Raw genomic sequence first — 20,758 nt, forward strand, 5'->3', positions numbered from 1 at the left:
CGCGGACGGGAGGACGTCATGTCACTGGTGCAACGGCTCACCGCGTTCCTACGGTCGCCCCGCGGTCGGCAGCTGGTCGACCGCGGTCGGCGCGAGCTGGCCAAGCCGGAGAACCAGGCGAAGCTCAAGCAGCTCGCCACCCGGTTGTCGTCCCGCCGGCGCTGACCGCTCCGCCCCCGAAGTACCGACCCCCGGGAGCCCCCTCGTGACCGATCCCGCCCCCGTCGACGGCGAGCCCACCGTCCCCCCGAAGCCGGCCGCGCCGGTGGAGGCGCCCGAGGCGCCCCCGGCCACGCTCTGGGACCGGATGCGCGACGACCCGCAGTACGCCCCGGAGCACCTGGCCCTGGAGGCGGTGCGCCGGCTCGGGCCGGAGGCGGCGCAGTGGGCCGAGCGGGAGCGGGCGCAGCGGCCCGACGTCCCCGCCGACGAGCTGGCCGACCAGGCGGTGCGCAAGTTCGTCAACCACGCCCGGCTCTCCGGCGCGGTCTCCGGGGCGGCCGGCCTGCCCGGCGCGGTGATCGACGTGGGCGTGCTGGCCTGGACCCAGGCCCGGCTGGTGCTGCACGTGGCGGCCGCGTACGGCGTCGACCCGGTGCACCCCGACCGGGCCACCGACCTGCTGGTGCTCCAGCGGGTGCACAAGGTCGCCGAGAGCGCCCGGCTGGCCCTCGGGGTGGCCGCCGGTCGGGAGCGGGCCGGCGCGCTGTTCGGCATGGGCGGGCAGCGCCCGCTGGGCCGGGTCATGCTCCAGCTCGGCGTCCGGCTGGCCCGGATGGCCGGGGTGCGCGCCGCCAAGCGGATGTTCGCCAAGGTCATCCCCGGCGCCGCGATCATCCTCGGCACCTGGGCCAACTCGTCGGCCACCAGGGATCTCGCCGACCGGGCCCGCGCTCTCTACCGGGGCGGCCCGAGCCAACTGCCCGGCCCGCGCCGGCCCTGACCGCGCCGCTCAGTCGGCCCAGCCCGCCGCCTTCCAGGTGACCTCGGCGAGCCGGTCCTGGCCGGCGGCGTTCGGGTGGAACCAGTCCAGCGCGTTCACCTCGTCCAGGTCGAAGCGGGTCCGGTGCACCGTGCCGCCGTCCCAGCGGCAGCGGGACCCGTACGCCCGGCAGGCGGCGCACAGTTGCGCGTCGTAGGCGTCGATCCGGTCCCGGAACCGGGCCCGGCGGGCCGCCGCGGCCGGCGCGGTCGACGTGGCGTCGGCCAGCAGCGCCGGGCAGATCCCGCGCGACCAGGCCCGTACCGCCCGGGACTCGGTGTGCCCGATCTCCCAGAGCCGGTGCAGGTCGGGCAGGCTGACCACCAGCACCCGCGCCTTCGGCCGGCCCTTGCGCAGCACCGTCAGGGCCGCGTCGACCTGCCGGCGGAAGGTGGCCACTGGCGTCATCTCGTCGATGTCGTCGCGGCAGGCGTCGTTCGCCCCGATCAGCACGGTGACCAGGTCGGCCCGGTCCCGTACCGCGGCCCGGGCCTGGTCGGCGAGGCCGGCCGCGCGGGCGCCCGGCGCCGCCCGGTTGTAGGCCCGCAGCCCCGGGTCGTCCTCGCGTAGCCGCCGGTAGAGGCTGCGCACCCGGATGCCGTCCCCGCTGGACCAGGAGTTGCGTCCGCAGCTCAGCAGCACCAGGCAGGAGCCGAAGCCGGTGGTGATCGAGTCGCCGAGCGCGGTCAGCACCCTTGGGGCGCCGGCCGGCGCGGAGCCCGAGGGGCGGGACGACGCCGAGCCCGAGCCGTCGCAGGCGAGCGCGACCAGCGCCGCGAGGCAGGCCAGCGCGGCGATCCAACGTCGAGGCATAGCGTCCCCGTCCGGTGGCGTGAAGCGGCGGGTCGACCCTATGCGCCTCGGCCGTCCGGGCGGGGACTCTGTCGCCTTTCCGGCATCGACAACCGTCGTTCACATGAGCGTGTTACGACCGGTTCGGGAACCCCGTCAGCGCCGCCACGGCGCGGGGCGGCCGGCTCGGCCTCGCCGGCCGCGAGCGTCTCGACCACGTGGTCCACCGGCGGCCGGGCGCGGGCGCCCGGGCGGAACCGGTTAGCCGGGGCCGTGCCGGGGTAGCCCGAGGGAATGACGCGATCACAGCCCCGCCGTGCCCGCGGCACGGTCGGCCACGCGTACAGCGCGCTGAACCTGCGGCTCGCCCTCGCCCTCTTCGGCCTGGTGATCATGACCGTCTTCGCGGTGCTCGCGTTCGCCGCAGACGTGACCTGGCTCGGCGTCGTCTGCGCGATCCTCGCCGTGGTGGCCGTGGTCGACCTGATCGTCATCCAGCGCCGCCGCGCCGCACGCCGCCGCGAGGAGCCGGGCGTGCGGCACTCGCTGTTCGAGTGACAGGAGTACGACATGCCCATCGCCACCACCAATCCCGCCACCGGGCAGGTGCTCAAGACGTACGACCCGATGTCGGACGAGCAGATCGACGCGGCCATCGAGCGGGCCGACCTCGCCTTCCGGCAGCTGCACGGGACCACGATCGCCGAGCGGGGCCGGTGGCTGCTCGCCGCGGCCGACCTGCTGGAGGCCGAACGGGACGAGACCGCCCGGCTGATGACCACCGAGATGGGCAAGACGTACGCGGCCGCGAAGGCCGAGGTGACCAAGTGCGCCACGGCCTGCCGCTTCTACGCGGCCAACGCGGCGAAGATGCTCGCCGACGAGCCCGCCGACGCCGCCGCGGTCAAGGCGAAGCGGGCGTACGTCCGCCAGCAGCCGATCGGCCCGGTGCTCGCGGTGATGCCGTGGAACTTCCCGCTCTGGCAGGTCATGCGGTTCGCCGCGCCGGCCCTGATGGCCGGCAACACCGGCCTGCTCAAGCACGCCTCCAACGTCCCGCAGACCGCCCTCTACCTGGAGGAGCTGTTCCGGCGGGCCGGCTTCCCGGAGGGCGCGTTCACCGCCCTGCTGGTGGGCTCCGAGGCGGTGGACCGGATCCTCAGCGACCCCCGGGTCCGGGCCGCCACACTCACCGGCAGCGAGCGGGCCGGCCGGTCGATCGCCCAGATCGCCGGCCGGGAACTCAAGAAGACCGTGCTGGAGCTGGGCGGCAGCGACCCGTTCGTGGTGATGCCCTCGGCCGACCTGGACAAGGCGGCCGACGTGGCCACCACAGCCCGCTGCCAGAACAACGGCCAGTCCTGCATCGCCGCCAAGCGGTTCATCGTGCACACCGACGTCTTCGACGCCTTCGCCGAGAAGTTCGCCGCCCGGATGTCGGCGCTGCGGGTCGGCGACCCGATGGACGAGAACACCGACGTCGGCCCGCTGGCCAGCGAGGGCGGCCGGGACGAGATCCACGCCCAGGTGCAGGACGCGGTCGACAACGGCGCCACCGTGCTGTGCGGCGGCGAGAAGCCCGCCGGCGACGGCTGGTACTACCCGCCGACCGTGGTCACCGACCTGCGGCCGGGGATGCGGATGTGGGCCGAGGAGGTGTTCGGCCCGGTCGCCGGCCTCTACCGGGTCGACTCCTACGAGAAGGCGATCGAGGTGGCCAACGGCACCAACTTCGGCCTCGGCTCCAACGCGTGGACCAACGACCCGGCCGAGCAGGAGCGCTTCGCCGTGGACCTGGACGCCGGCAACGTCTTCATCAACGGCATGACCACGTCCTATCCGGAGCTGCCCTTCGGCGGCGTGAAGAACTCCGGGTACGGCCGCGAGCTGTCTGCCGTGGGCATGCGGGAGTTCTGCAACACCAAGACCGTCTGGGTCGGCGAGGGGGAGGCCGGCGCCGGGGCCGGGGCGCACTCCGAGTAGTCGCGATTGGCCGAACACCGTCATGGGTAGGAGGTGCGCCCATGACGGTGTTCGGCTTCCACGCGTCCCACGAGCAGATCCACCCCTCCCGGCTGCTGGCGGCGGTGATCCACGCCGAGCGGGCCGGCTTCGACGCCGCCATGTCCTCGGACCACTTCTCGCCGTGGAGCGCCCGGCAGGGCCACTCCGGCTTCGCCTGGTCCTGGCTCGGCGCCGCCCTGCAGGCCACCAACCTGCCGTTCGGTGTGGTCAACGCGCCCGGCCAGCGCTACCACCCGGCCATCGTCGCGCAGGCCATCGGCACCCTGGCCGCCATGTACCCGGGCCGGTTCTGGGCCGCGCTCGGCACCGGCGAGGCGAGCAACGAGCACATCACCGGCGCCGGCTGGCCGCGCAAGGACGTCCGCGCCGCCCGGCTGCGCGAGTGCGTCGACGTGATCCGGGCACTCCTCGCCGGCGAGGAGGTCAGCCACGACGGCCTGGTCACCGTGGACCGGGCGAAGCTGTGGACCCGGCCCGAGCAGCCGCCCGCGCTGATCGGCGCGGCGGTCAGCGTCGAAACCGCCCGCTGGTGCGCCGAGTGGGCCGACGGCCTGATCACCGTCAACGCGCCGGTGGCGCACCTGCGGCGGATGGTCGAGGCCTACCGGGACGCCGGCGGGCGCGGGCCGCTGCACCTCCAGGTGCACGTGAGCTGGGCGCCCGAGCAGGCCGAGGCCGAGGCGATCGCGTACGACCAGTGGCGCAGCAACGTCTTCGCCCCGCCGGTCTGCTGGGACCTGGAGCTCACCGACCATTTCGACGTGGTCAGCGAGGACGTGCCGATGGAGCGGGTCACCTCGGCGGTCAACGTCTCCGCCGACCTGGGCCGGCACGTCGGCTGGCTCGAGGAGTACGTGGCGCTGGGCTTCGACCAGATCGCCCTGCACCACGTCGGGCAGGAGCAGCGCGCCTTCATCGACACGTTCGGGGCCGAGGTGCTGCCGAAACTCCGTAGCCCCGCGTGATCACGGCGAGGTCGCGGGCCGCCTAGGCTCGTACCTCATGGAAGCTCTGATCGAGGTCGTGTTCTTTCTCGCGATCGCGACCTTCGGCGCGGCGCTGGCCCGGCGGCTCGGCCTGCTGGCGCCGATCCTGCTGGTCGTGCTCGGCCTCGGCCTGTCCTTCCTGCCCGGTTTCCCGCAGGTCCGCCTCGACCCGGAACTGGTGCTGGTCGGCATCCTGCCGCCGCTGCTCTACGTGGCGGCCCTGAAGACGTCGGTGCCGGCGTTCCGGCTCAACCTCCGGCCGATCCTGCTGCTCGCCGTCGGGCTGGTGCTCTTCACCGCGTTCGTGGTGGGCACCGTCGTCCACCTGCTCCTGCCCGACGTGCCGTACGCCATCTGCCTGGCGCTCGGCGCGGTGGTGGCGCCGCCGGACGCGATCGCCGCCACCGCGGTGGCCCGGCGGGTCGGCCTGCCCCGGCGGATCGTGACGATCCTGGAGGGGGAGAGCCTGGTCAACGACGCCACGGCGCTGGTGCTGCTGCGGGTGGCGGTGGCCGCGGCCACCGCGGCCGGCGGTCACGTCGGGGTCGGCGAGGTGGCGCGCGAGGTGGTGGTCTCGGCCGGCGGCGGTGTCCTCGTCGGGCTGCTCGGCGTGGTGGTCTTCGGCTACCTGCACAAGCGGATCAGCGACCCGGTGCTCGACAACGCATTGTCGCTGATAGTGCCGTTCACGGTGGTCTTCGCCGCCGAGGAGATCCACGCCTCCGGCGTGGTCGCCGTGGTGGTCACCGGCCTGGGCATCGGACACAAGCAGGCGCTGCTGATGTCCGCCGCCTCCCGGCTCCAGGTGAGCGCGTTCTGGCGGCTGATCCAGTTCCTGCTCGAAGGGTTGGTCTTCCTCCTGGTCGGCCTGCAACTGCCCGAGGTGGTCCGGGACCTGGACGAGCCGGTCGGCCGGCTGGTCGGGATCACCGCCGCGGTGCTGGCCGCCGTCGTGCTGACCCGGTTCGTCTGGCTCGTCCCGGCCACCTACCTGGCCCGGCTGGTGCCCCGGCACCGCCGCCGGGAGACGGCGCCCCCGGTGCAGGTCCCCTTCGTCATCGGCTGGGCCGGGATGCGCGGCGTGGTCACCCTGGCCGCCGCGCTCGCGCTGCCGCTCACCCTGGCCGACGACCGGCCGTACCCGCGGCAGCTGTTCATCTGGCTGGCGTTCGCGGTGATCGTGGTGACCCTGGTGGCGCAGGGCGCCACCCTGCCGGCCGTGGCGCGGGCGGCGAAACTGCCGCCGGACGACCCGGTGCAGGACGCCCTCTCCGCCGCCGCCGTGCAGCAGCAGGCCAGCCGGGCCGCGCGGGAGCGGCTGGAGGAACTCGCCGGCGGGGCGCCGGACGCCGTCGTGGAACGGCTGCGCGGCCTGGTGCAGAGCCGCACCAACGTGGCCTGGGAACGGCTCGGGGGCACCGCACGGGAAACCCCCTCCCAGGCGTACGGTCGGTTGCGGCAGGAGATGATCGACGCGGAGCGGGAGGTGTTCCGGGCCGCACGCGACTCCGGGCGGATCCCGGAGGAGGTGCTGGTCCGCGCCTACCGTGACCTGGACCTGGAGGAGTCGTTGCTGCGACAGGAGGCCAACGAGTGAGCTGCCAGCACCTGACCGAGGCGGGCGACGCCGAACCTGCGACCACGACCGAGTGCCCGGACTGCGTGGCCATCGGCAACGACGACTGGGTGCACCTGCGGGCCTGCCTGACCTGCGGGCACGTGGGCTGCTGCGACTCCTCGCCCTACCAGCACGCCACAAAGCACTTCGAGTCGACCGGGCACCCGGTGATGCGCTCGGTCCAGCCCGGCGAGGCCTGGCGCTGGTGCTTCGTCGACGAGGAGATCGGCTGACCCGTCAGGCCAGCCGGCGTTCCAGCACCTGACCGGGCCACGGGGCGCGACCCGGGCGCTCGACGGTGAACCGGTCGGTGGCGGTGAAGCCGCAGCCCTCGTAGAACCGGACCAGCGCCCGGTCGTCCCCGCCGTAGCAGTCCACCCGCAGCAGCCCCAGGCCGCGATCCCGGGCCAGCTCCGCCGCGTACGCGAGCAGCCGCGCCCCGATCCCGTGGCCGGCGTACGCCCGGTCGGTGAGCAGCAGGTTGACGTACAGCTCGGGTTCGGTGGCCGGTGGCACGTACTCGGTGGCCGACCCCACCACCAGGGCGCCCACCGCCCGGTCGCCGAGCATCGCCAGGTGCAGCCCGCCGCCGATGGCCCACGCGTCGGCCTGGGCGATCCGGCGCAGATCGGTCGACGCGGGCTCGGTGCCCCACTGGCCGGTCCGGCCCCGCGCGGCCAGCCAGGCGATGGCGGTGTCGAACAACCGCAGCACGGTGGCGGCGTCGGCCGGGCCGCCTGGGCGGATGGCGATCGTCTGCTGGTCGGTCATGCCGCCATGCTGCCATCCGCCACCGGCACCTGCTCACCCCCGCCGTCCCGCTCAGCCGGCGCGGCCGGCCGGGGTGCGGGCCGAAGCGGCCCCGTCCGGCGCTGTTCGGGCCGCCAGCGCCCACCGCGTCAGCGCCGGGGTTGCCAGGCCGACGGCCGCGAAGAGCGCCCCGACCGCCAGCCAGCCCGGCCTGCCGCCGTCAAGCACCAGCAGCGTCAGCAGAGCCGGGCCGAGCGCGCGGGACAGGCCGGCCAGCATGCCGTCCACCCCCTGGTACGCCCCGATCGCGTCCGGCGGGGCCAGGTCGTACGCCAGACCGGCCCCGGCGGTGCCGTGCCAGAGATCGCCGAACGTGTAGACCACGGTCGCGAGCAGCAGCAGGGTGACCGACGCGGCGGGCGGCAGGCCGGCGGTGGCCGCGTACAGCAGCATCGCGGCGGCCAGCACCAGCCCGGCGCGGCGCATCGACCGGGCGGCGTGGGTGGCGTCATCGGCCCCGCGGCCGAGCCGTACCGCGAGCAGCACGGTGAGCACGGTGTTCGTCAGGAGCACCGCCGACACCACCGGCGGTGGTGCCCCGGCCCGGGTCACCGTCCACAGCGGCACCACGAGCGCGAGCATCGTCCAGTGCAGCGCGAGCACAGCCGAGGCGCCGCTGACGGCGAGGAACCGCACATCCCGCAGCGCGGCGCCGGGCCGGAGCGCGCCGTTCCGGCGCCGACTGCCGGGCCCGCGTCCAGCACCGGCCGCCGGCGGGTAGGCCGGCAGCCGCAGGAGCAGCGCCGCCGACAGCAGGTAGGTGAGCGCGTTGCCGGCCACCAGCACCTGGTACGCCAGGTGGCTGTCCGCCGCGAGCGCGAGCCCGGCCAGCCCGGCTCCCACCGCGATGCCCAGGTTCGCCACCGCGCGCAGCGTGGCGAACGCGTGGACACGGCCCTGCGGTCCGGCGACCGCGGCGACCAGCGCTGCGCGGACCGCCAGGTTGCCGGAGGCGAGCAGCATCTCGAGGATCGCCACCGCGAGGAACACCGGGAAGCCGTCGACCAGCAGGTACGCCGCCGCGGCGGCGCCCTGACCCAGCTGCACGAGCGCGCGGAGCGTACGCGGATCCCGCCGGTCGGCGAGCGCGCCGAGCGGCACGCTTGCGGTGAGCCCGACCAGGCCGGCGAGGGTGAGTCCGGCGCCGACCGAGGCGGGGGAGAGGCCGACGTCCCGGGTGAGGTAGAGCGCGCCGCCGGTGAGCCACATCCCGGAGCCGACGGTGTTGGCGAGCGTGGCCAGGGACAGCGTGCGCAGTCGCCCGGGCGGGATCGGTGAGACGCGTGACCAGAGGTTCATCGCGTCACAGGCGGCACGGCCTGGGACACCTCGGTGATCAGTTCGGCGACCCGGTCGCCCCAGTGCGAGGCGATGACCAGGTCCCGGTCGGGGTCGACCCAGAGGAGGTGCCGGCCGCCGTTGCCGCGCGCGCAGCGGCCCGTCGGCGGCGCGCCCGGCTGGACCCGGCCCGAGTCGTTGCGCCACCACAGGTAGCCGTAGTCGGGGTTCAGCCGGCACGGCGACCAGGCACGCCGGATCCACTCGGCGCTGAGCAGTCGCCGGCCCCGCCAGGCGCCGCCACTCCGGTAGACCTCGCCGATCAGGGCCAGGTCGGCGGCGGAGATCCAGAGCCCGCCGCCCCAGTGCGCGCCGCCGCTCACCACCGGCACCCGGGCGCCGTCGAGGTGGACCACCGAGTCCGCGTACCCGTGCCAGGACCAGGACGAGGAGGCGCCGAGCGGCTCGAGCACCGCCTCGTGCAGCACGTCGCCGAGCGGCCGGCGGAACAGCAGGGTCAGCGCCAGGCAGAGCAGGTTCACCCGGACGTCGTTGTACGCCCAGCCGGTGCCGGGCGCCCCCTCCCGTTCGAAGCCCTCGCGGCGGCTCTGCGCGTCCACCCCGGTCGGCTTGCCCCACAGCTCCCCGGTCCAGCCGCTGGTCTGCTGCAGCAGGTGCGCCCAGGTGATCCCCTCGACACCGAGACCGGCGAGGAACGGGTGGTCGACGGTCTCCAGCACCGGCGTGGCCGGGTCGAGCAGGCCCCGGTCGAAGGCCACCCCGGCGACGGTGGCGACGACCGCCTTCGTGCCGCTGAACAGCATCTCCGGCGTGGCCGGATCGCCCCACGTGGCGAGCACCTCACCCTGGTGCCGGATGACGCCGCTCGCCCCGGCGCCCGACAGCAGCGGCCCGGTCACCTCGCGGTGCGACTCGTCGGCCACCTGCGCGGCCAGATAGCGCTCCATGTCGGCGATGCCCTCGGTCACCCTGGCGGCCTGCCGGGCGACGGCGGCGCGCACCGCCGCGAGATCGACGCTGACGTCCCCGTTGACGGTCATGGCCTCGACCCTAGGCAGGGCGCCTCCGGGCACGTGGCCCCGAACCGGGCGACCCCTGTCACACGGGTGCTCGATCGACACCGGCTCGCCGAGGTGGCGGTGTCCGGACGCCCCGGACCCCGCCAGCTCGCCGACCTGGCGTGCGGCACGTCGGGTCGACCGGTGCGGGCGGGAAATCCGCTCGCGGGGCACGGGTCGCTCTGCCAGGGTCGGGGGCCGTGGAGCGCAGCAGGGTGGCCCGGGCCGACGAGGTGACCGAGGTGCAGCGGATCGAGGTGGCCTCCGGCGCCCCGTTCCGGGAGATCGGCATGGCGGACGTGGCCGACATGCCGCCGTTGCCGCGGGAGGTGCTGGCCGCCGCCCAGCGGGCCGGACGGCTCCGCGTCGCGGTCGACGCCGCGGACCGGCCCGTGGCCTTCGCCGTGGTCGAGCTGGTCGACGGCTGCGCGCACGTGCAGCAGCTCAGCGTCGATCCCGCGTACGCCCGGCGGGGGATCGGCCGTGGCCTGCTCGACGAGGTGGCCGGGTGGGCCGCCGGGCGGGGTCTGCCGGCGCTGACCCTGACCACATTCTGCAGCGTGCCGTGGAACGGCCCGTACTACGCCCGCTGCGGGTTCCGGGAGCTGACCGCGGCCGAGGTGACCCCGGGGCTGGCCGGGCTGCTGGCCGCCGAGGCCGCACTGGGGCTGGACCCGGCCGACCGGGTCGCCATGCGCCGGCCGGTGGCCTGACGCCGGCTCGCGCCGCGGGCGTCCCGCCGGGTTCCGTTGTCAGTGCGCGCCGCCGAGGTTGAGCACCACCACCCCGGCGATCACCAGGCCCGCGCCGACCACCTTGGCGAGACTCAGCGGCTCGCCGAGGAAGGCGGCCCCGATCGCCATGATCGCCGCGGTGCCGAGCCCGGACCAGATCGCGTACGCCACACCGACCGGGATGTCCTTGACCGTCAGGGAGAGCAGCCCGAACGACGACAGGTACGCGACCGCGACGCCGAGCGTGGGCCAGAGCGCGGTGAAACCGTCGGTCGCCTTGAGCAGGCTGGTGCCGATCACCTCGGCGGCGATCGCGCCGAGCAGGAGAAGGTAGGCCATGCCCCCATGATCACGCCTGTCCGGCGGTGGTGGCCTCCCATCGCCCGGGAGGCCACCAGGCCGGTCAGGAGACGGTGCAGGCGGCGCCGTTGAGAGTGATCAGGTTGGGGTTGGGGTTCGGGCCGCCGGCCGTGGTGCCGTTCAGACCGAAGGTGACCGTGCCGCCGGGCGCGATCCGGGCGTTCCACGACTCGTTCCGCGCGGTGACCGTGGCCCCCGACTGGCTGACCTTCGCCGACCACCAGCTACGCACCCGCTGGTCCCCGGTGAACGCCCACCGCACGCTCCACCCGTTCACCGCCGCCGTGCCGGTGTTCCGGACGGTGACCTGGGTGGTGAAGCCGTCCGGCCAGCTGCCGTGGGTGGTGTACGTGACCGCGCAGGTCGGCGCCGGCACGGCCGCCGCGTCGCCCTGGTCGGCGAGGAACGACGCCAGCCAGGCCAGCGCCGAGTTCCAGTTGATCGCCACCTCGTTGGTCGCGTACGAGTTGATGTCGTCGACGTAGCAGAACATCGGCTTGCAGCCGGCGAGCAGGTTGGCCGCGTACGGGTCCTGGAGGGCGGCGTTCGGGCCGCCGGCCAGGGAACCGGCGGGCGGGTTCGGCAGGTCCGGGTCCAGCTGGTGGGCGAAGATCCGGCTGTGCTGATTGCGCGCGTGCTGCTCGCCCCAGCCGGTCACGTAGGACATGTTCAGCGCGTTGCGGCCGAGCAGGTAGTCCGCGCTCTGCACCGCCCCGTCCCGGTACTTCGCGTCCCGGCTCAGGTCGAACGCGGTGGCCAGCACGATCGTGTTGTTGACCAGGTTGCTGTTGCTGCCCCAGACGTAGGCGTCGGCCGCACCGGGCAGCGGCAGCCCGTACGCCTGGTCCCGCACGGTGGCCAGGTAGCGGTCGGCCGCGGCGGTCACCGAGGCGCGGATCCGGGTCCGCTCGGCGGCCGGCAGGCCGTTCGGCACGGTGGCCAGGTCGAGCCGGCCCAGCGCGGCCACGCTCTGCCAGCCGAACGCCCCGCCGGCGCCGAAGACGTCGGCGGTGTGCAGCGTCGAGGCGGTGAGGTCGGTCAGGTACGCCGACTCGCCGGTGGTCAGCCACAGCTCGACGGCCGCCCAGTAGAACTCGTCGGTCACGTTCGTGTCGTCGTACGCGCCGCCGCCGGTGCCGTCGGCCGCCGAGGCGTACACCGCCGGGTGGGCCTTGGCCGCCGCGTACGCGGTCTTCGCCGCGGCGCCGCAGCGGGCCGCGAACGTGGCGTCGTAGGGCGCGAAGAGGCGGGCGCACTGGGCGGCGACGGCGGCCAGGTTGAGCGTGGCGGCCGTGGACGGCGGGTGCAGCTCGCGCGGCTGCGGGTCGTCCTGCGGGGCGAGCGGCAGCCCGGTCCAGTTCCGGTCGTGGACCTTGTGGTGGACCATCCCGGCGAGCGGTTGGCCCGCCGGCACCTGCATGCGCAGCAGGAACTCCAGCTCCCAGCGGGCCTCGTCGAGGATGTCCGGGACCTGGTTGCCGCGCTCGGGCACCCGCAGGGTGGCGTCGCCCAGCGCCGCGCCGCCGGCGGCGGTCTCCGCGGTCCTGGTCCGCTCGAAGGCGTTGAGCAGCTGGTAGGTGGCGATGCCGCCGTTGACCACGTACTTCCCGTGGTCGCCCGCGTCGTACCAGCCGCCGCGCACGTCGAGGCGGTGGTCGCAGACGCCGGGCTGGCAGGGCACGTCGGTGTCGCCCTGGTTGGGCGCGACGCCGAGGTGGCCGGCCGGGCGGGCGTAGGCGGCCCCGATCAGGTCGCCGTCGATCGGGGTGCCGCTGCGCTGGGCGTAGAAGAACTGGAGGGAGTCGGCGCGCAGCCGGTCGTAGAGGGTGCCGGAGATGTCGAACGGGTGGCTGGTCTCGCCGTCGACGACCAGGGTGTAGCCGGAGCCCGGGGTGCGGTACGCGGAGAAGTCCACGGTCTGCACCTGCTGCCCCGACGCCGGGTCGACGCCGCGCGGAGTGGTGGTCCCGTCGGCCACCACGGTCCCGGCGGCCGATCTCAGCTGCCAGGGCAGCGCCTCGGCGGCGTCGGTGACCACGGTGGCGTTCTTCGGCCCGCCGGGCAGATAGCCGACCTGGTTGACCCGCACCCGCGGCCCGGTGTCCGGCTCGTACGGCGGCGCCGCCTCGCCGCCCCGCAGCGAGACGTTGTCCAGGCAGAACGTCTGCGCGTCGGGGCTGCCGCCGACCTGGAAGATGAGTTGGGCGCCGGCGTTGTCGGCGGGGGCGGTGAACGTCGTGACGACGTGCCGGGCCGCGTCGGTCGCGGTCGCGTCGACGCTGGCGTACGTCGTGTAGGGGGCGCTGCCGAGCTGGAGCACCGCCCGGACGGCGGCGCCGGGCGTGGCGGAGACGTCGAAGGAGAGTTCATACTCGGCGCCGGCGGTCAGCGGCACCGCGTCCTGCCCGATGCCGGCGTCCCAGGGGTTGGCCAGGCCGCCGGCGACGGTGGTGCAGAGCCGCCCGTCGGTGACCCCGAGGTCGCCGGTGCCGTAGGAGAACCAGGGGGACGTGCCGGCGCTGAAGTCGCCGTTGCGCAGTTGTTCGGGGGCGTCCGGCGGCACCTCGGCGCGGGCCGGGCCGGCGGTGCCGCCGGTGAGCGCCAGGGTGGTGGCCGCGGCGAGGGCGATGAGCCGACGTCGGTATGGGGTCACGGAGGTTCCTTCCGTGCGCAGGGGACGGGTCGAGAGCTGGGAGCGCTCCCAATATCAGGCCGATGGTTCCAGCGCGGTCGCCGGCTGTCAATCGATCCGGTCCGATGGCCGCGCGCCGCGCCGACAGTGAGATTCGCCGCGCCGCGTAGCATGGTCCTGATCTCCTAGAGACAACCGAGCCCTCCAACTGGCAGGCTGCCTCCCATGACCCTGAAGCTTCGTTCCGTCGGGGCGAGCGACCGTGGGCTGATCCGCAGTGGCAACCAGGACGCCCAGCACGCCGGCAGCTGGCTGGTCGCCGTCGCCGACGGCATGGGCGGCATGGCCGCCGGTGACCTGGCCAGCCGTATCGCGATGGACGCGTTCGCGCCGCTGGACGTCGAGACCCCCGAGGACGCGTTGGTCGCCGCCCTCCAGGGCGGCATCGAGCTGGCCACCGCGGGGATCCGGCAGGCGGTCGAAGAGGACCCGGAACGCCAGGGCATGGGCACCACCCTCACCGCGCTGCTCTTCGCCCGCACCGGCAGCTGCCTGGCGCTGGCCCACGTCGGCGACTCCCGGGCCTACCTGTTCCGGGAGGGCGTGCTGAAGCAGGTCACCCGGGACGACACCTTCGTGCAGATGCTGGTCGACCAGGGCGTGATCACCGCCGAGCAGGCGAGCAGCCACCCCCGCCGGGCCGTGGTGACCCAGGCGTTGCAGGGCGACGAGGTCTCCCCGACCTACGCGACGATGGTGCCGTGGGCCGGCGACCGCTGGTTGCTGTGCAGCGACGGCCTCTCCAACGTGGTCCGCCCCGACACCCTCGCCGAGGTGCTCGGCGGCTACCCGGACCGGGAGGCGTGCGCGGCCAAGCTGATCGACCTGGCGCTGCGGGCCGGCGGCCCCGACAACGTCACCGTGGTGATCGCCGACGTGATCGACGAGTAACCGGGTCAGCGTCGGCGCGGGCTGGCGCGCCGGGTCGGCTCGGCGCTGGTCGGGTCCTCCGGCCACGGGTGGCGGGGATAGCGCCCGCGCAGCTCCGCCCGCACCTGCGGGTAGCCGGTCCGCCAGAACGAGGCTAGGTCGGCGGTGACCGCCACCGGCCGGCCCGCGGGGGAGAGCAGGTGCAGCAGCACCGGCACCCGGCCGTCGGCGATCCGCGGCGCGTCCCGCCAGCCGAACGTCTCCTGGAGCTTCACCGCCAGCACCGGGGCGGCCGGGTCGGCGTAGTCCAGCCGGATCCGCGATCCGCTCGGCACCGGGAGCCGCTCCGGCGCCACCTCGTCCAGCCGGGCCCCCTGCCGCCAGTCCAGCAGCCGGCGCAGCGCCGCCGCCACGTCCACTCGCGCCAGGTCGGCCCGGCGGCGCGCGCGGGCCAGTTCCGGGCCCAGCCACGTGGGTGCGGCGGCGAGCAGCGCGGCGTCGGACACGTCCGGCCACTCGTCGCCGAGCGCCTGCCGGCAGAAGGCCAGCCGCCGGCGCAGCGCCGTGGCCTCCGGCGTCCAGGTGAGCAGCGCCAGGCCGTCCTGGCGCAGCCCGGCGAGCACCGCCTCGGCGAGCCGCGCCGGGTCCGGCGCGGCGAGAGGCCGGTCGACCAGCTCGATCGCGCCGAGCCGGACCACCTCCCGCGCCACCACGTCACCGCCGGACCAGCCGACCTCCCGCGCGGCGCGCAGCAGCGGCCCGCCGGCCTCCCGCGCGGTCGCCTCGTCAACGGGGGTGGCCAGCCGGACCCGGGCGGCCGGCGCGCCGGGGGAGCGGTCGGCCACCGCGATCGCCAGCCATTCGGACCCCACCAGCCCCGACCCGCCCACCAGCTCCGCCGCGGTCCCGCCAACCATCAGGTACGCCGACCCACCCGCCCGCCGCACCCGCGCCAACCGCTCCGGATACGCCAACCCCACCAGCAACCCCGCCGCAAGATCATCAGGAAGCCCCTCTGCCCGGCGATCTTGCACTTTGTGCCCGCGTCCTGGGGCTTTCGTCCCTTCTGTCGGGGCGCCAACTGCAAGATCGCGGGAACGGGGCGGGGTGGGGAGGGTGGTGCGGAGGCGGCGGGTCTCGGCGCGCCAGCGGGCGGTTGCCGGCGGGTCGGCGGCGGTGCGCAGGCGGCGCCAGAGGGCGGTCAGGTCGTCGCCGGCGCCGGCCAGTGTCTCGTCGGCGAGGAGTGCCACCACCTCGGCGGCCCGGTCGGCGCCGACCCGCTCCGCGCCGTCGAGGAGGGCCCGGGCCAGCCGGGGATGTGCCCCGGCCGCCGCGATGGCCCGCCCGCGGGCGGTGATCCGGCCGTCCGCGTCGACCGCGCCGAGCGTGGTCAGCGTCTCGCGGGCGACGGCCAGCGCGGCCGGCGGCGGGGGGTCGGGCAGGGCCAGCCCGGCGCCGTCCGGGGTGCCCCAGGCAGCCAGCTCCAGCGCGAACCCGGTCAGGTCGGCGGTGGCGATCTCCGGCTCGGGCTGCGGGGCCAGTCGGGCGTGGGTCGCCTCCGACCAGCACCGGTAGACCGCGCCCGGCGCCTCCCGCCCGGCCCGGCCGGCCCGCTGGGTGGCCGCCGCCCGGGACACCGGCACGGTGACCAGCGCGCCCAACCCTCGGGCCAGGTCGGTGCGGGCCACCCGGCTCAGCCCGGCGTCCACCACGACGCGGACCCCGGGCACGGTCAGGCTGCTCTCCGCCACGGCGGTGGCCAGCACGACGCGGCGCCGATCGACCGGTCGCAGCGCGGCGTCCTGCGCGGCGCCGGGGAGCCGGCCGTGCAGCGGCAGCACGGCGACCGCGTCCCGCAGGTCGGCCAGGCGGCCGGCCACGGCGGTGATCTCGCCGGCGCCGGGCAGGAAGACCAGCACGTCCCCGTCCCGCTCGCGCAGCGCCCGGCGCACCGTCGCCGCCACATGGTCCAGCAGCGCCGGGTCCACCCGGCCCGCCCCGGGCGCGGCGACCGGGCGGGGCGGCGGCGCCCAGACCCGGTCCACCGGGTGCAGGGCGGCCTCGGCCCGGATCACCGGCGCGGGAGCGGCCCCGCCGAGCAGCCCGGCGAACCGGTCCGCCTGCGGGGTGGCCGACATGGCCAGCAGCCACAGGTCCGGCCGGAGCGTGCCGCGGGCGTCCACGGTGAACGCCAGCGCCAGGTCGGCGTCGAGCTGCCGCTCGTGGACCTCGTCGAGCAGCACCGCGCCGACCCCGGGCAACTCCGGGTCGCGGTGCAGCCGGCGGACCAGCAGCCCGGTGGTGACCACCTCCACCCGGGTACGCGGACCGACCCGGCGCTCGCCACGCACGGCGTACCCGATCCGCTCGCCGACCCGCTCGCCGAGCAGGGCGGCCATCCGGTGCGCGGCGGCCCGGGCGGCCACCCGGCGGGGCTGGGCGATCACCACCCGGCCGGGCACCTCGGCGGCCACCGCGAGCGGCGCCAGGGTGGTCTTGCCGGTGCCCGGGGGCGCCACGAGGACCGCCGTGCCGGCCGCGCCCAGCGCCTCGACCAGCGCCGGCAGCACCGGCCGGACCGGCAGGTCCAGGGAGACGTCGGCAAGCACGGACCCACTCTCGCACCCTCAACGGGGCGGCCGGCGCGGGGTCCTGTTCCACTTGTCACATTGACCGTGACCGGTTCCTCGCGTGGAGTGACGGTCATGGCGATGATGGCGTACGACGAATCCTCCGCCGCCGCCTTCGCGGCGACCCGGCACCTGCCGGGCGACGGCCTGGCCGGCTGGCGCGCCGCGGTGTCCCGGCACCTGCCCGTCGGACCGGGCGACCGCGTGCTGCGCTGAGCGCGGAACGGCCCGGCCGGCGCACCGCCGGCCGGGCCTGAGTGGACGTCAACGGTGGCCGGGCCCGCCGACCCGGCCACCGCCGCCACCCCCTAGTACGTTCCGTCGAGTTGCCCGCGCAGCTTGGTCAGTGCCCGGGCTAGCAGCCGGGACACGTGCATCTGCGAGACGCCGATCTGCTCGGCGATCTGCGACTGGGTCAGGTTGCCGTAGAAGCGCAGCGTGAGGATCTTCTGCTCGCGCTCGTCGAGCGTGGCCAGCGCCGGCCCGAGGGCGACGCGCAGCTCGGCCAGCTCGAACTCGCCGTCCTCGCCGCCGAGCATGTCGCCCAGCTCGGTGGCCCGGTCGCCGTCGCCGGTCGGGGTGGACAGCGACACCGCGTTGTAGGCGCGGGCGCCCTCCAGGCCCTCCAGGACCTCCTCCTCGGTGAGGCTGAGGTGGCTGGCGATGTCGGCGACCGTCGGCGAGCGGCCGAGGGTCTGCAGCAGCGAGCTGTTGGCGTCGGAGATGGCCAGCCGCAGCTCCTGGAGGCGACGCGGCACCCGGATGTCCCAGGTGCGGTCGCGGAAGTGGCGCTTCAGCTCGCCGATAATGGTCGGGATGGCGTAGCCGGCGAAGTCGACGCCGCGGGAGGGGTCGAACTTGTCGATCGCCTTGATCAGGCCGACGGCGGCGGTCTGCGCCAAGTCGTCGGTGGGCTCGCCCCGCCCGCTGTAGCGGTGGGCGAGGTGGTTGGCGAGCGGCAGCCAGGCCTCGATCGCCCGGTCGCGCAGCGCGGGGCGCGACGGGTGGTTGGCGGGCAGCGCCGCCATCGCGTTGAGCAGGTTGGCGGCGCTGTCGGTGAGCGCCCGCGGGTCGAGCTTCTCGGAGGTGGACGGCGCTGTCGTCGCCGGCTCGCTGATCGTGTGCGCGGTCATGGGTGGTCCTCCCTGCACCTCGTCCGCGATACAAAAAGACGTGACGCCTCGGTTTAGCTTCAGTTAGGCCGTTCGGAAGCCACCTTAACCTGATCGGTCTGAGGAAATCTAGCCGAAAGTACGATGTACTTAAGCCGTGTCACAGCATGAAGGGCCTTAATCCGGGCAGATACCCCTCGGATGGCCGACGCGCGCTGTGGTGCGAGGCGGTCGGGCTCGGCTGCCCGGACGGACGAACCTGCGGACCGACCGGTCAACGTGAAACCCGACAGTTGTCGCAGACTGTCGCCTTTCCGTCCTTGTCCCGCCGACGGGACCGCCCGTAGCGTCCAGGTGTACACGTCTACGGAGGCACCGTGCTGGATCCCGCCGCTCCGCAACTCGTCGTCAACGCCCGGACCCTGCTGTTCAGCTGGCTCCCGGCGGACCCCGACGCGGTCGCGGCGCTCGTCCCGGCCGGCCTCCGCCCGCGCCCCGACCACCAGGTCTTCCTCTGCCAGTACGTGGTGGACGACGAGTCCCAGACCTCCGGGTTCGGCGCGTACTCGCTCACCTTCCTCGGTGTCTCACTCGCGGACATGGAGCCGCCCGACGGAGAGACCCCCGGCGGCTGGTGGACCCACTACCTCGCCTCCAGCCCGCGGGTCCGGCAGTACGCGTCCGCCCGGGGCGCCCCCGTCGGGACGGGGGAGACGCTGGTGGAAATCCGGGGCGGGCGGCTCACCGCCGAGACGTGGGCCGACGGCCGGCCGCTCATCCAGGTCGCCGCCCAGGTCGGGCACACCGGCACCGCGGCCTACAACGGCCACCACCGCTACGTCACCGCCCGCGACGGCGAGCTGATCGTCGCGGACTACCCGTACGTGGCCGAGCCGGTGTCGCCGTTCGAGGTCGAGTCGGTGGAGTTCCTCGCCCCGGAGCACCCGGTCTACGCGCTCCGCCCGGCCAACCCGCTACAGATCTGCTGGGGCTACTACTCGCCCCGGGTGTCGTTCGCGTACCCGGCCCGGCCGGACGCGCTGGACGCGCCGCTGCCGACCGAGGATGAACTCGCGACGGCTCACCAGGTGCCGGCGCGCCGGGCCCGCAGCGGCCTGCCGTCCGGGTCGTAGACCAGCCGGTAGGCGGGCAGCGCCCAGAGCCGGGTCCGCCAGGACAGCCGCTCCGGCCGGTGCGGTCGCAGCCGCCCCGGCGGGCGGGGCCCGGTGCGCCCGGACTCGTGCCACCGCTCCAGCGCCTCCGCCGCCGAGGTGATCGCCGCGACCGCGTCAGCCGGGTCGAGCAGGTCGTCGTCCGCCCCGCCGTCCGGGTCCCGGTCCAGGTGCTCCCGCCACAGCCGCAGCCGCAGGTCCCGTGCGAACACCCGGGCTCCGTCGCCCAGCCCCGCCGGGTCGGTCGGGGTCCGCTCGTCCCGGGTGTCGTCCAGCACCGCGCAGGACAGCTCGCTGTCGTGGGTCCACGAGCGGCGGTTGAAGTTGTCGCTGCCCACGCTGGCCCAGACGTCGTCCACCACGCAGACCTTTGCGTGCACGTAGACCGGGGTGCCCTCGTGGTTCTCCACGTCGAAGACGTGCACCCGGTCCGGTGCGGCCCGGTCGCAGAGCTCGAGGGCCTGTGCGCGCCCGACCATGTTCGGCGGCAGCGCCAACCGGCCGTCCACGTCCGGGTGCCGGGGCACGACGGCCACCAGGTGCAACTCGGGCTGCGCGCGCAGGGCACGGGCGAAGAGGTCGGCCACCTCGGTCGACCAGAGGTACTGGTCCTCCAGGTAGATCAGCCGGCGGGCCCGGCGGACCGCCTTGGTGTAGCCGCGGGCCACGGTCCGCTCGCCGTGCGGGGCGAACGAGTAGCGCGGGCGTACCGCCGGGTAGGTGCGCAGCACCTGGACGTGGTGCGGCCCGCAGGCCGGCGGGTCGGCGGGCTGGTCGGGCAGCGGGTCCGGGCTCAGGTCGGAGCCGCGCAGCCGGTCCCGCAGGTAGGCCATCGGGTTCTCCGAGTCCAGCGGCATCGGGTCGGTCCACCGCTCCCGGAACGTGGTGTCCAGCGCGCCGACCACCGGGCCGCGGAGCGCGAGCTGGACGTCGTGCCATGGCGGGTGCGGGCCGTACCGGGGGGACATGGCGACCGCCTGCGGGTCGCCGCCGTGCGCCGCGTCGTCGCGCCGGCTGTGGCAGAGGTCGATCCCGCCGGCGAACGCGATGTCCCGCTCCGGGGCGCCGGGGTGGCGCAGCACCACCAGCTTCTGGTGGTGCGAGCCGCCGCGGCGGACCCGCTGGTCGAGCAGCACCTCCCCGCCGGCGGCGCAGATCGCCTCGCTGAGGTCGCGGTTCTCCTCCTCGCTGTAGGAGAGGGCGTCGAGGTGGGAGCGCCAAATCAGGCCCTTGACGATCACCCCGCGCTGGGCGGCCTGGGCGAACAGCTGCGCCACCGTCGGCCCGTCCGGCCGCATCCGCTGGTCGGGGTCGCCGCGCCAGTCGGTGAAGAAGAGGTGGTCGCCGGCCCGGAGCTGCTCCACCTCGCTGACCAGCCGGTCAAAGTACGCGCCGCCGTGAATCAACGGCTCGGCGAGGTTTCCGCTCGTCCAGACGGGTAACTCAGACCGTGGGTTGGCGCGTTCCTGTGCGGAGAGGAACCAGTCCCGCATCGACACGTTCCAGCCTCCCGAGGTCGACAACGTCCTCACGGTAGGACCCCCGGCACGACCCCGCACGCCGACCGCCCCAGGTCGGCGGGGTGCTCGCGCGGGGGTGCACCGACCCCTGGATCGCG

General features: G+C 75.0%; 20 protein-coding genes. 11 read left to right on the forward strand and 9 right to left on the reverse strand.

Features of this window, described 5'->3' with window-relative positions:
• The first annotated feature begins 18 nt into the window (after positions 1-18).
• Together AC0OLQ_RS11590 and AC0OLQ_RS11595 are read left to right on the forward strand one after the other, a co-directional pair.
• The gene (locus AC0OLQ_RS11590; RefSeq protein WP_357333044.1) at positions 19-165 is read left to right on the forward strand and encodes a hypothetical protein; all 147 of its coding nucleotides are present in this window, start codon (positions 19-21) and stop codon (positions 163-165) included.
• A gap of 40 nt (positions 166-205) precedes the next feature.
• Positions 206-943: an EcsC family protein gene (locus AC0OLQ_RS11595; RefSeq protein WP_357333043.1), complete on the forward strand. Its 738-nt coding sequence runs from the start codon at positions 206-208 to the stop codon at positions 941-943.
• 9 nt (positions 944-952) lie between these two features.
• Here AC0OLQ_RS11595 and AC0OLQ_RS11600 read toward each other — a convergent pair whose 3' ends face one another.
• Positions 953-1,795: a GDSL-type esterase/lipase family protein gene (locus AC0OLQ_RS11600; protein WP_484531325.1), complete on the reverse strand. Its 843-nt coding sequence runs from the start codon at positions 1,793-1,795 to the stop codon at positions 953-955.
• A 273-nt stretch (positions 1,796-2,068) separates the two neighbouring features.
• Here AC0OLQ_RS11600 and AC0OLQ_RS11605 point away from each other — a divergent pair, with 273 nt between their 5' ends.
• Genes AC0OLQ_RS11605 through AC0OLQ_RS11625 form a run of 5 tightly spaced genes read left to right on the forward strand, consistent with a single transcriptional unit; the run spans position 2,069 to position 6,636 of the window.
• Positions 2,069-2,332: a DUF6343 family protein gene (locus AC0OLQ_RS11605; RefSeq protein WP_357333041.1), complete on the forward strand. Its 264-nt coding sequence runs from the start codon at positions 2,069-2,071 to the stop codon at positions 2,330-2,332.
• Between the two features lie 12 nt (positions 2,333-2,344).
• The gene (locus AC0OLQ_RS11610; protein ID WP_484531326.1) at positions 2,345-3,757 is read left to right on the forward strand and encodes an NADP-dependent succinic semialdehyde dehydrogenase; all 1,413 of its coding nucleotides are present in this window, start codon (positions 2,345-2,347) and stop codon (positions 3,755-3,757) included.
• Between the two features lie 41 nt (positions 3,758-3,798).
• Entirely contained in the window at positions 3,799-4,764 is a 966-nt protein-coding gene (locus tag AC0OLQ_RS11615; RefSeq protein ID WP_484531327.1) for a TIGR03885 family FMN-dependent LLM class oxidoreductase, read from the forward strand.
• Between the two features lie 37 nt (positions 4,765-4,801).
• Positions 4,802-6,382 (forward strand): Na+/H+ antiporter, encoded by a 1,581-nt coding sequence (locus AC0OLQ_RS11620; protein WP_357333038.1) that lies wholly within the window; start codon positions 4,802-4,804, stop codon positions 6,380-6,382.
• On the forward strand, positions 6,379-6,636 hold the full coding sequence (locus AC0OLQ_RS11625) for a UBP-type zinc finger domain-containing protein (protein ID WP_357333037.1): 258 nt from the start codon (positions 6,379-6,381) through the stop codon (positions 6,634-6,636). Before AC0OLQ_RS11620 ends, AC0OLQ_RS11625 begins: the two co-directional genes overlap by 4 nt.
• A gap of 4 nt (positions 6,637-6,640) precedes the next feature.
• Here the strand turns inward: AC0OLQ_RS11625 and AC0OLQ_RS11630 are convergent, their stop codons facing one another.
• Genes AC0OLQ_RS11630 through AC0OLQ_RS11640 form a run of 3 tightly spaced genes read right to left on the reverse strand, consistent with a single transcriptional unit; the run spans position 6,641 to position 9,552 of the window.
• Positions 6,641-7,174, reverse strand: a complete 534-nt coding sequence (locus AC0OLQ_RS11630) for a GNAT family N-acetyltransferase (RefSeq protein ID WP_484531328.1) — start codon at positions 7,172-7,174, stop codon at positions 6,641-6,643.
• A gap of 51 nt (positions 7,175-7,225) precedes the next feature.
• Complete coding sequence (locus AC0OLQ_RS11635; protein ID WP_484531329.1) at positions 7,226-8,512, reverse strand: MFS transporter; 1,287 nt, start codon at positions 8,510-8,512, stop codon at positions 7,226-7,228.
• A complete protein-coding gene (locus AC0OLQ_RS11640) occupies positions 8,509-9,552 on the reverse strand; it encodes a serine hydrolase domain-containing protein (RefSeq protein ID WP_484531330.1) in 1,044 nt (347 codons plus the stop codon). Before AC0OLQ_RS11640 ends, AC0OLQ_RS11635 begins: the two co-directional genes overlap by 4 nt.
• Positions 9,553-9,692: 140 nt before the next feature.
• Here AC0OLQ_RS11640 and AC0OLQ_RS11645 point away from each other — a divergent pair, with 140 nt between their 5' ends.
• Positions 9,693-10,283: a GNAT family N-acetyltransferase gene (locus AC0OLQ_RS11645; RefSeq protein ID WP_484531331.1), complete on the forward strand. Its 591-nt coding sequence runs from the start codon at positions 9,693-9,695 to the stop codon at positions 10,281-10,283.
• Positions 10,284-10,322: 39 nt separating this feature from the next.
• On the opposite strand, the gene AC0OLQ_RS11650 is transcribed toward AC0OLQ_RS11645, so the two are convergent.
• Complete coding sequence (locus AC0OLQ_RS11650; protein WP_484531332.1) at positions 10,323-10,643, reverse strand: DMT family transporter; 321 nt, start codon at positions 10,641-10,643, stop codon at positions 10,323-10,325.
• A 64-nt stretch (positions 10,644-10,707) separates the two neighbouring features.
• Complete coding sequence (locus tag AC0OLQ_RS11655) at positions 10,708-13,317, reverse strand: glycoside hydrolase family 9 protein (protein ID WP_484531333.1); 2,610 nt, start codon at positions 13,315-13,317, stop codon at positions 10,708-10,710.
• Between the two features lie 204 nt (positions 13,318-13,521).
• Between AC0OLQ_RS11655 and AC0OLQ_RS11660 the strand changes: the two genes are divergently transcribed.
• Positions 13,522-14,247, forward strand: coding sequence for a PP2C family protein-serine/threonine phosphatase (locus AC0OLQ_RS11660; protein ID WP_484531334.1), 726 nt, complete (start codon positions 13,522-13,524; stop codon positions 14,245-14,247).
• Positions 14,248-14,252: 5 nt separating this feature from the next.
• Here the strand turns inward: AC0OLQ_RS11660 and hrpB are convergent, their stop codons facing one another.
• The gene (gene hrpB / locus AC0OLQ_RS11665; protein WP_484531335.1) at positions 14,253-16,835 is read right to left on the reverse strand and encodes an ATP-dependent helicase HrpB; all 2,583 of its coding nucleotides are present in this window, start codon (positions 16,833-16,835) and stop codon (positions 14,253-14,255) included.
• A gap of 96 nt (positions 16,836-16,931) precedes the next feature.
• Between hrpB and AC0OLQ_RS11670 the strand changes: the two genes are divergently transcribed.
• Positions 16,932-17,072: a hypothetical protein gene (locus AC0OLQ_RS11670; protein ID WP_484531336.1), complete on the forward strand. Its 141-nt coding sequence runs from the start codon at positions 16,932-16,934 to the stop codon at positions 17,070-17,072.
• A 92-nt stretch (positions 17,073-17,164) separates the two neighbouring features.
• Here AC0OLQ_RS11670 and AC0OLQ_RS11675 read toward each other — a convergent pair whose 3' ends face one another.
• Entirely contained in the window at positions 17,165-17,989 is an 825-nt protein-coding gene (locus AC0OLQ_RS11675; protein ID WP_357333027.1) for a SigB/SigF/SigG family RNA polymerase sigma factor, read from the reverse strand.
• A gap of 356 nt (positions 17,990-18,345) precedes the next feature.
• On the opposite strand from AC0OLQ_RS11675, the gene AC0OLQ_RS11680 reads away from it, so the two are divergent.
• A complete protein-coding gene (locus AC0OLQ_RS11680; protein ID WP_484531337.1) occupies positions 18,346-19,101 on the forward strand; it encodes a hypothetical protein in 756 nt (251 codons plus the stop codon).
• Here AC0OLQ_RS11680 and AC0OLQ_RS11685 read toward each other — a convergent pair.
• Complete coding sequence (locus AC0OLQ_RS11685; RefSeq protein ID WP_484532327.1) at positions 19,050-20,639, reverse strand: phospholipase D family protein; 1,590 nt, start codon at positions 20,637-20,639, stop codon at positions 19,050-19,052. The genes AC0OLQ_RS11680 and AC0OLQ_RS11685 overlap by 52 nt on opposite strands.
• Positions 20,640-20,758: the final 119 nt, after the last annotated feature.

It is taken from the genome of Micromonospora sp. Utrum1, assembly GCF_057197805.1.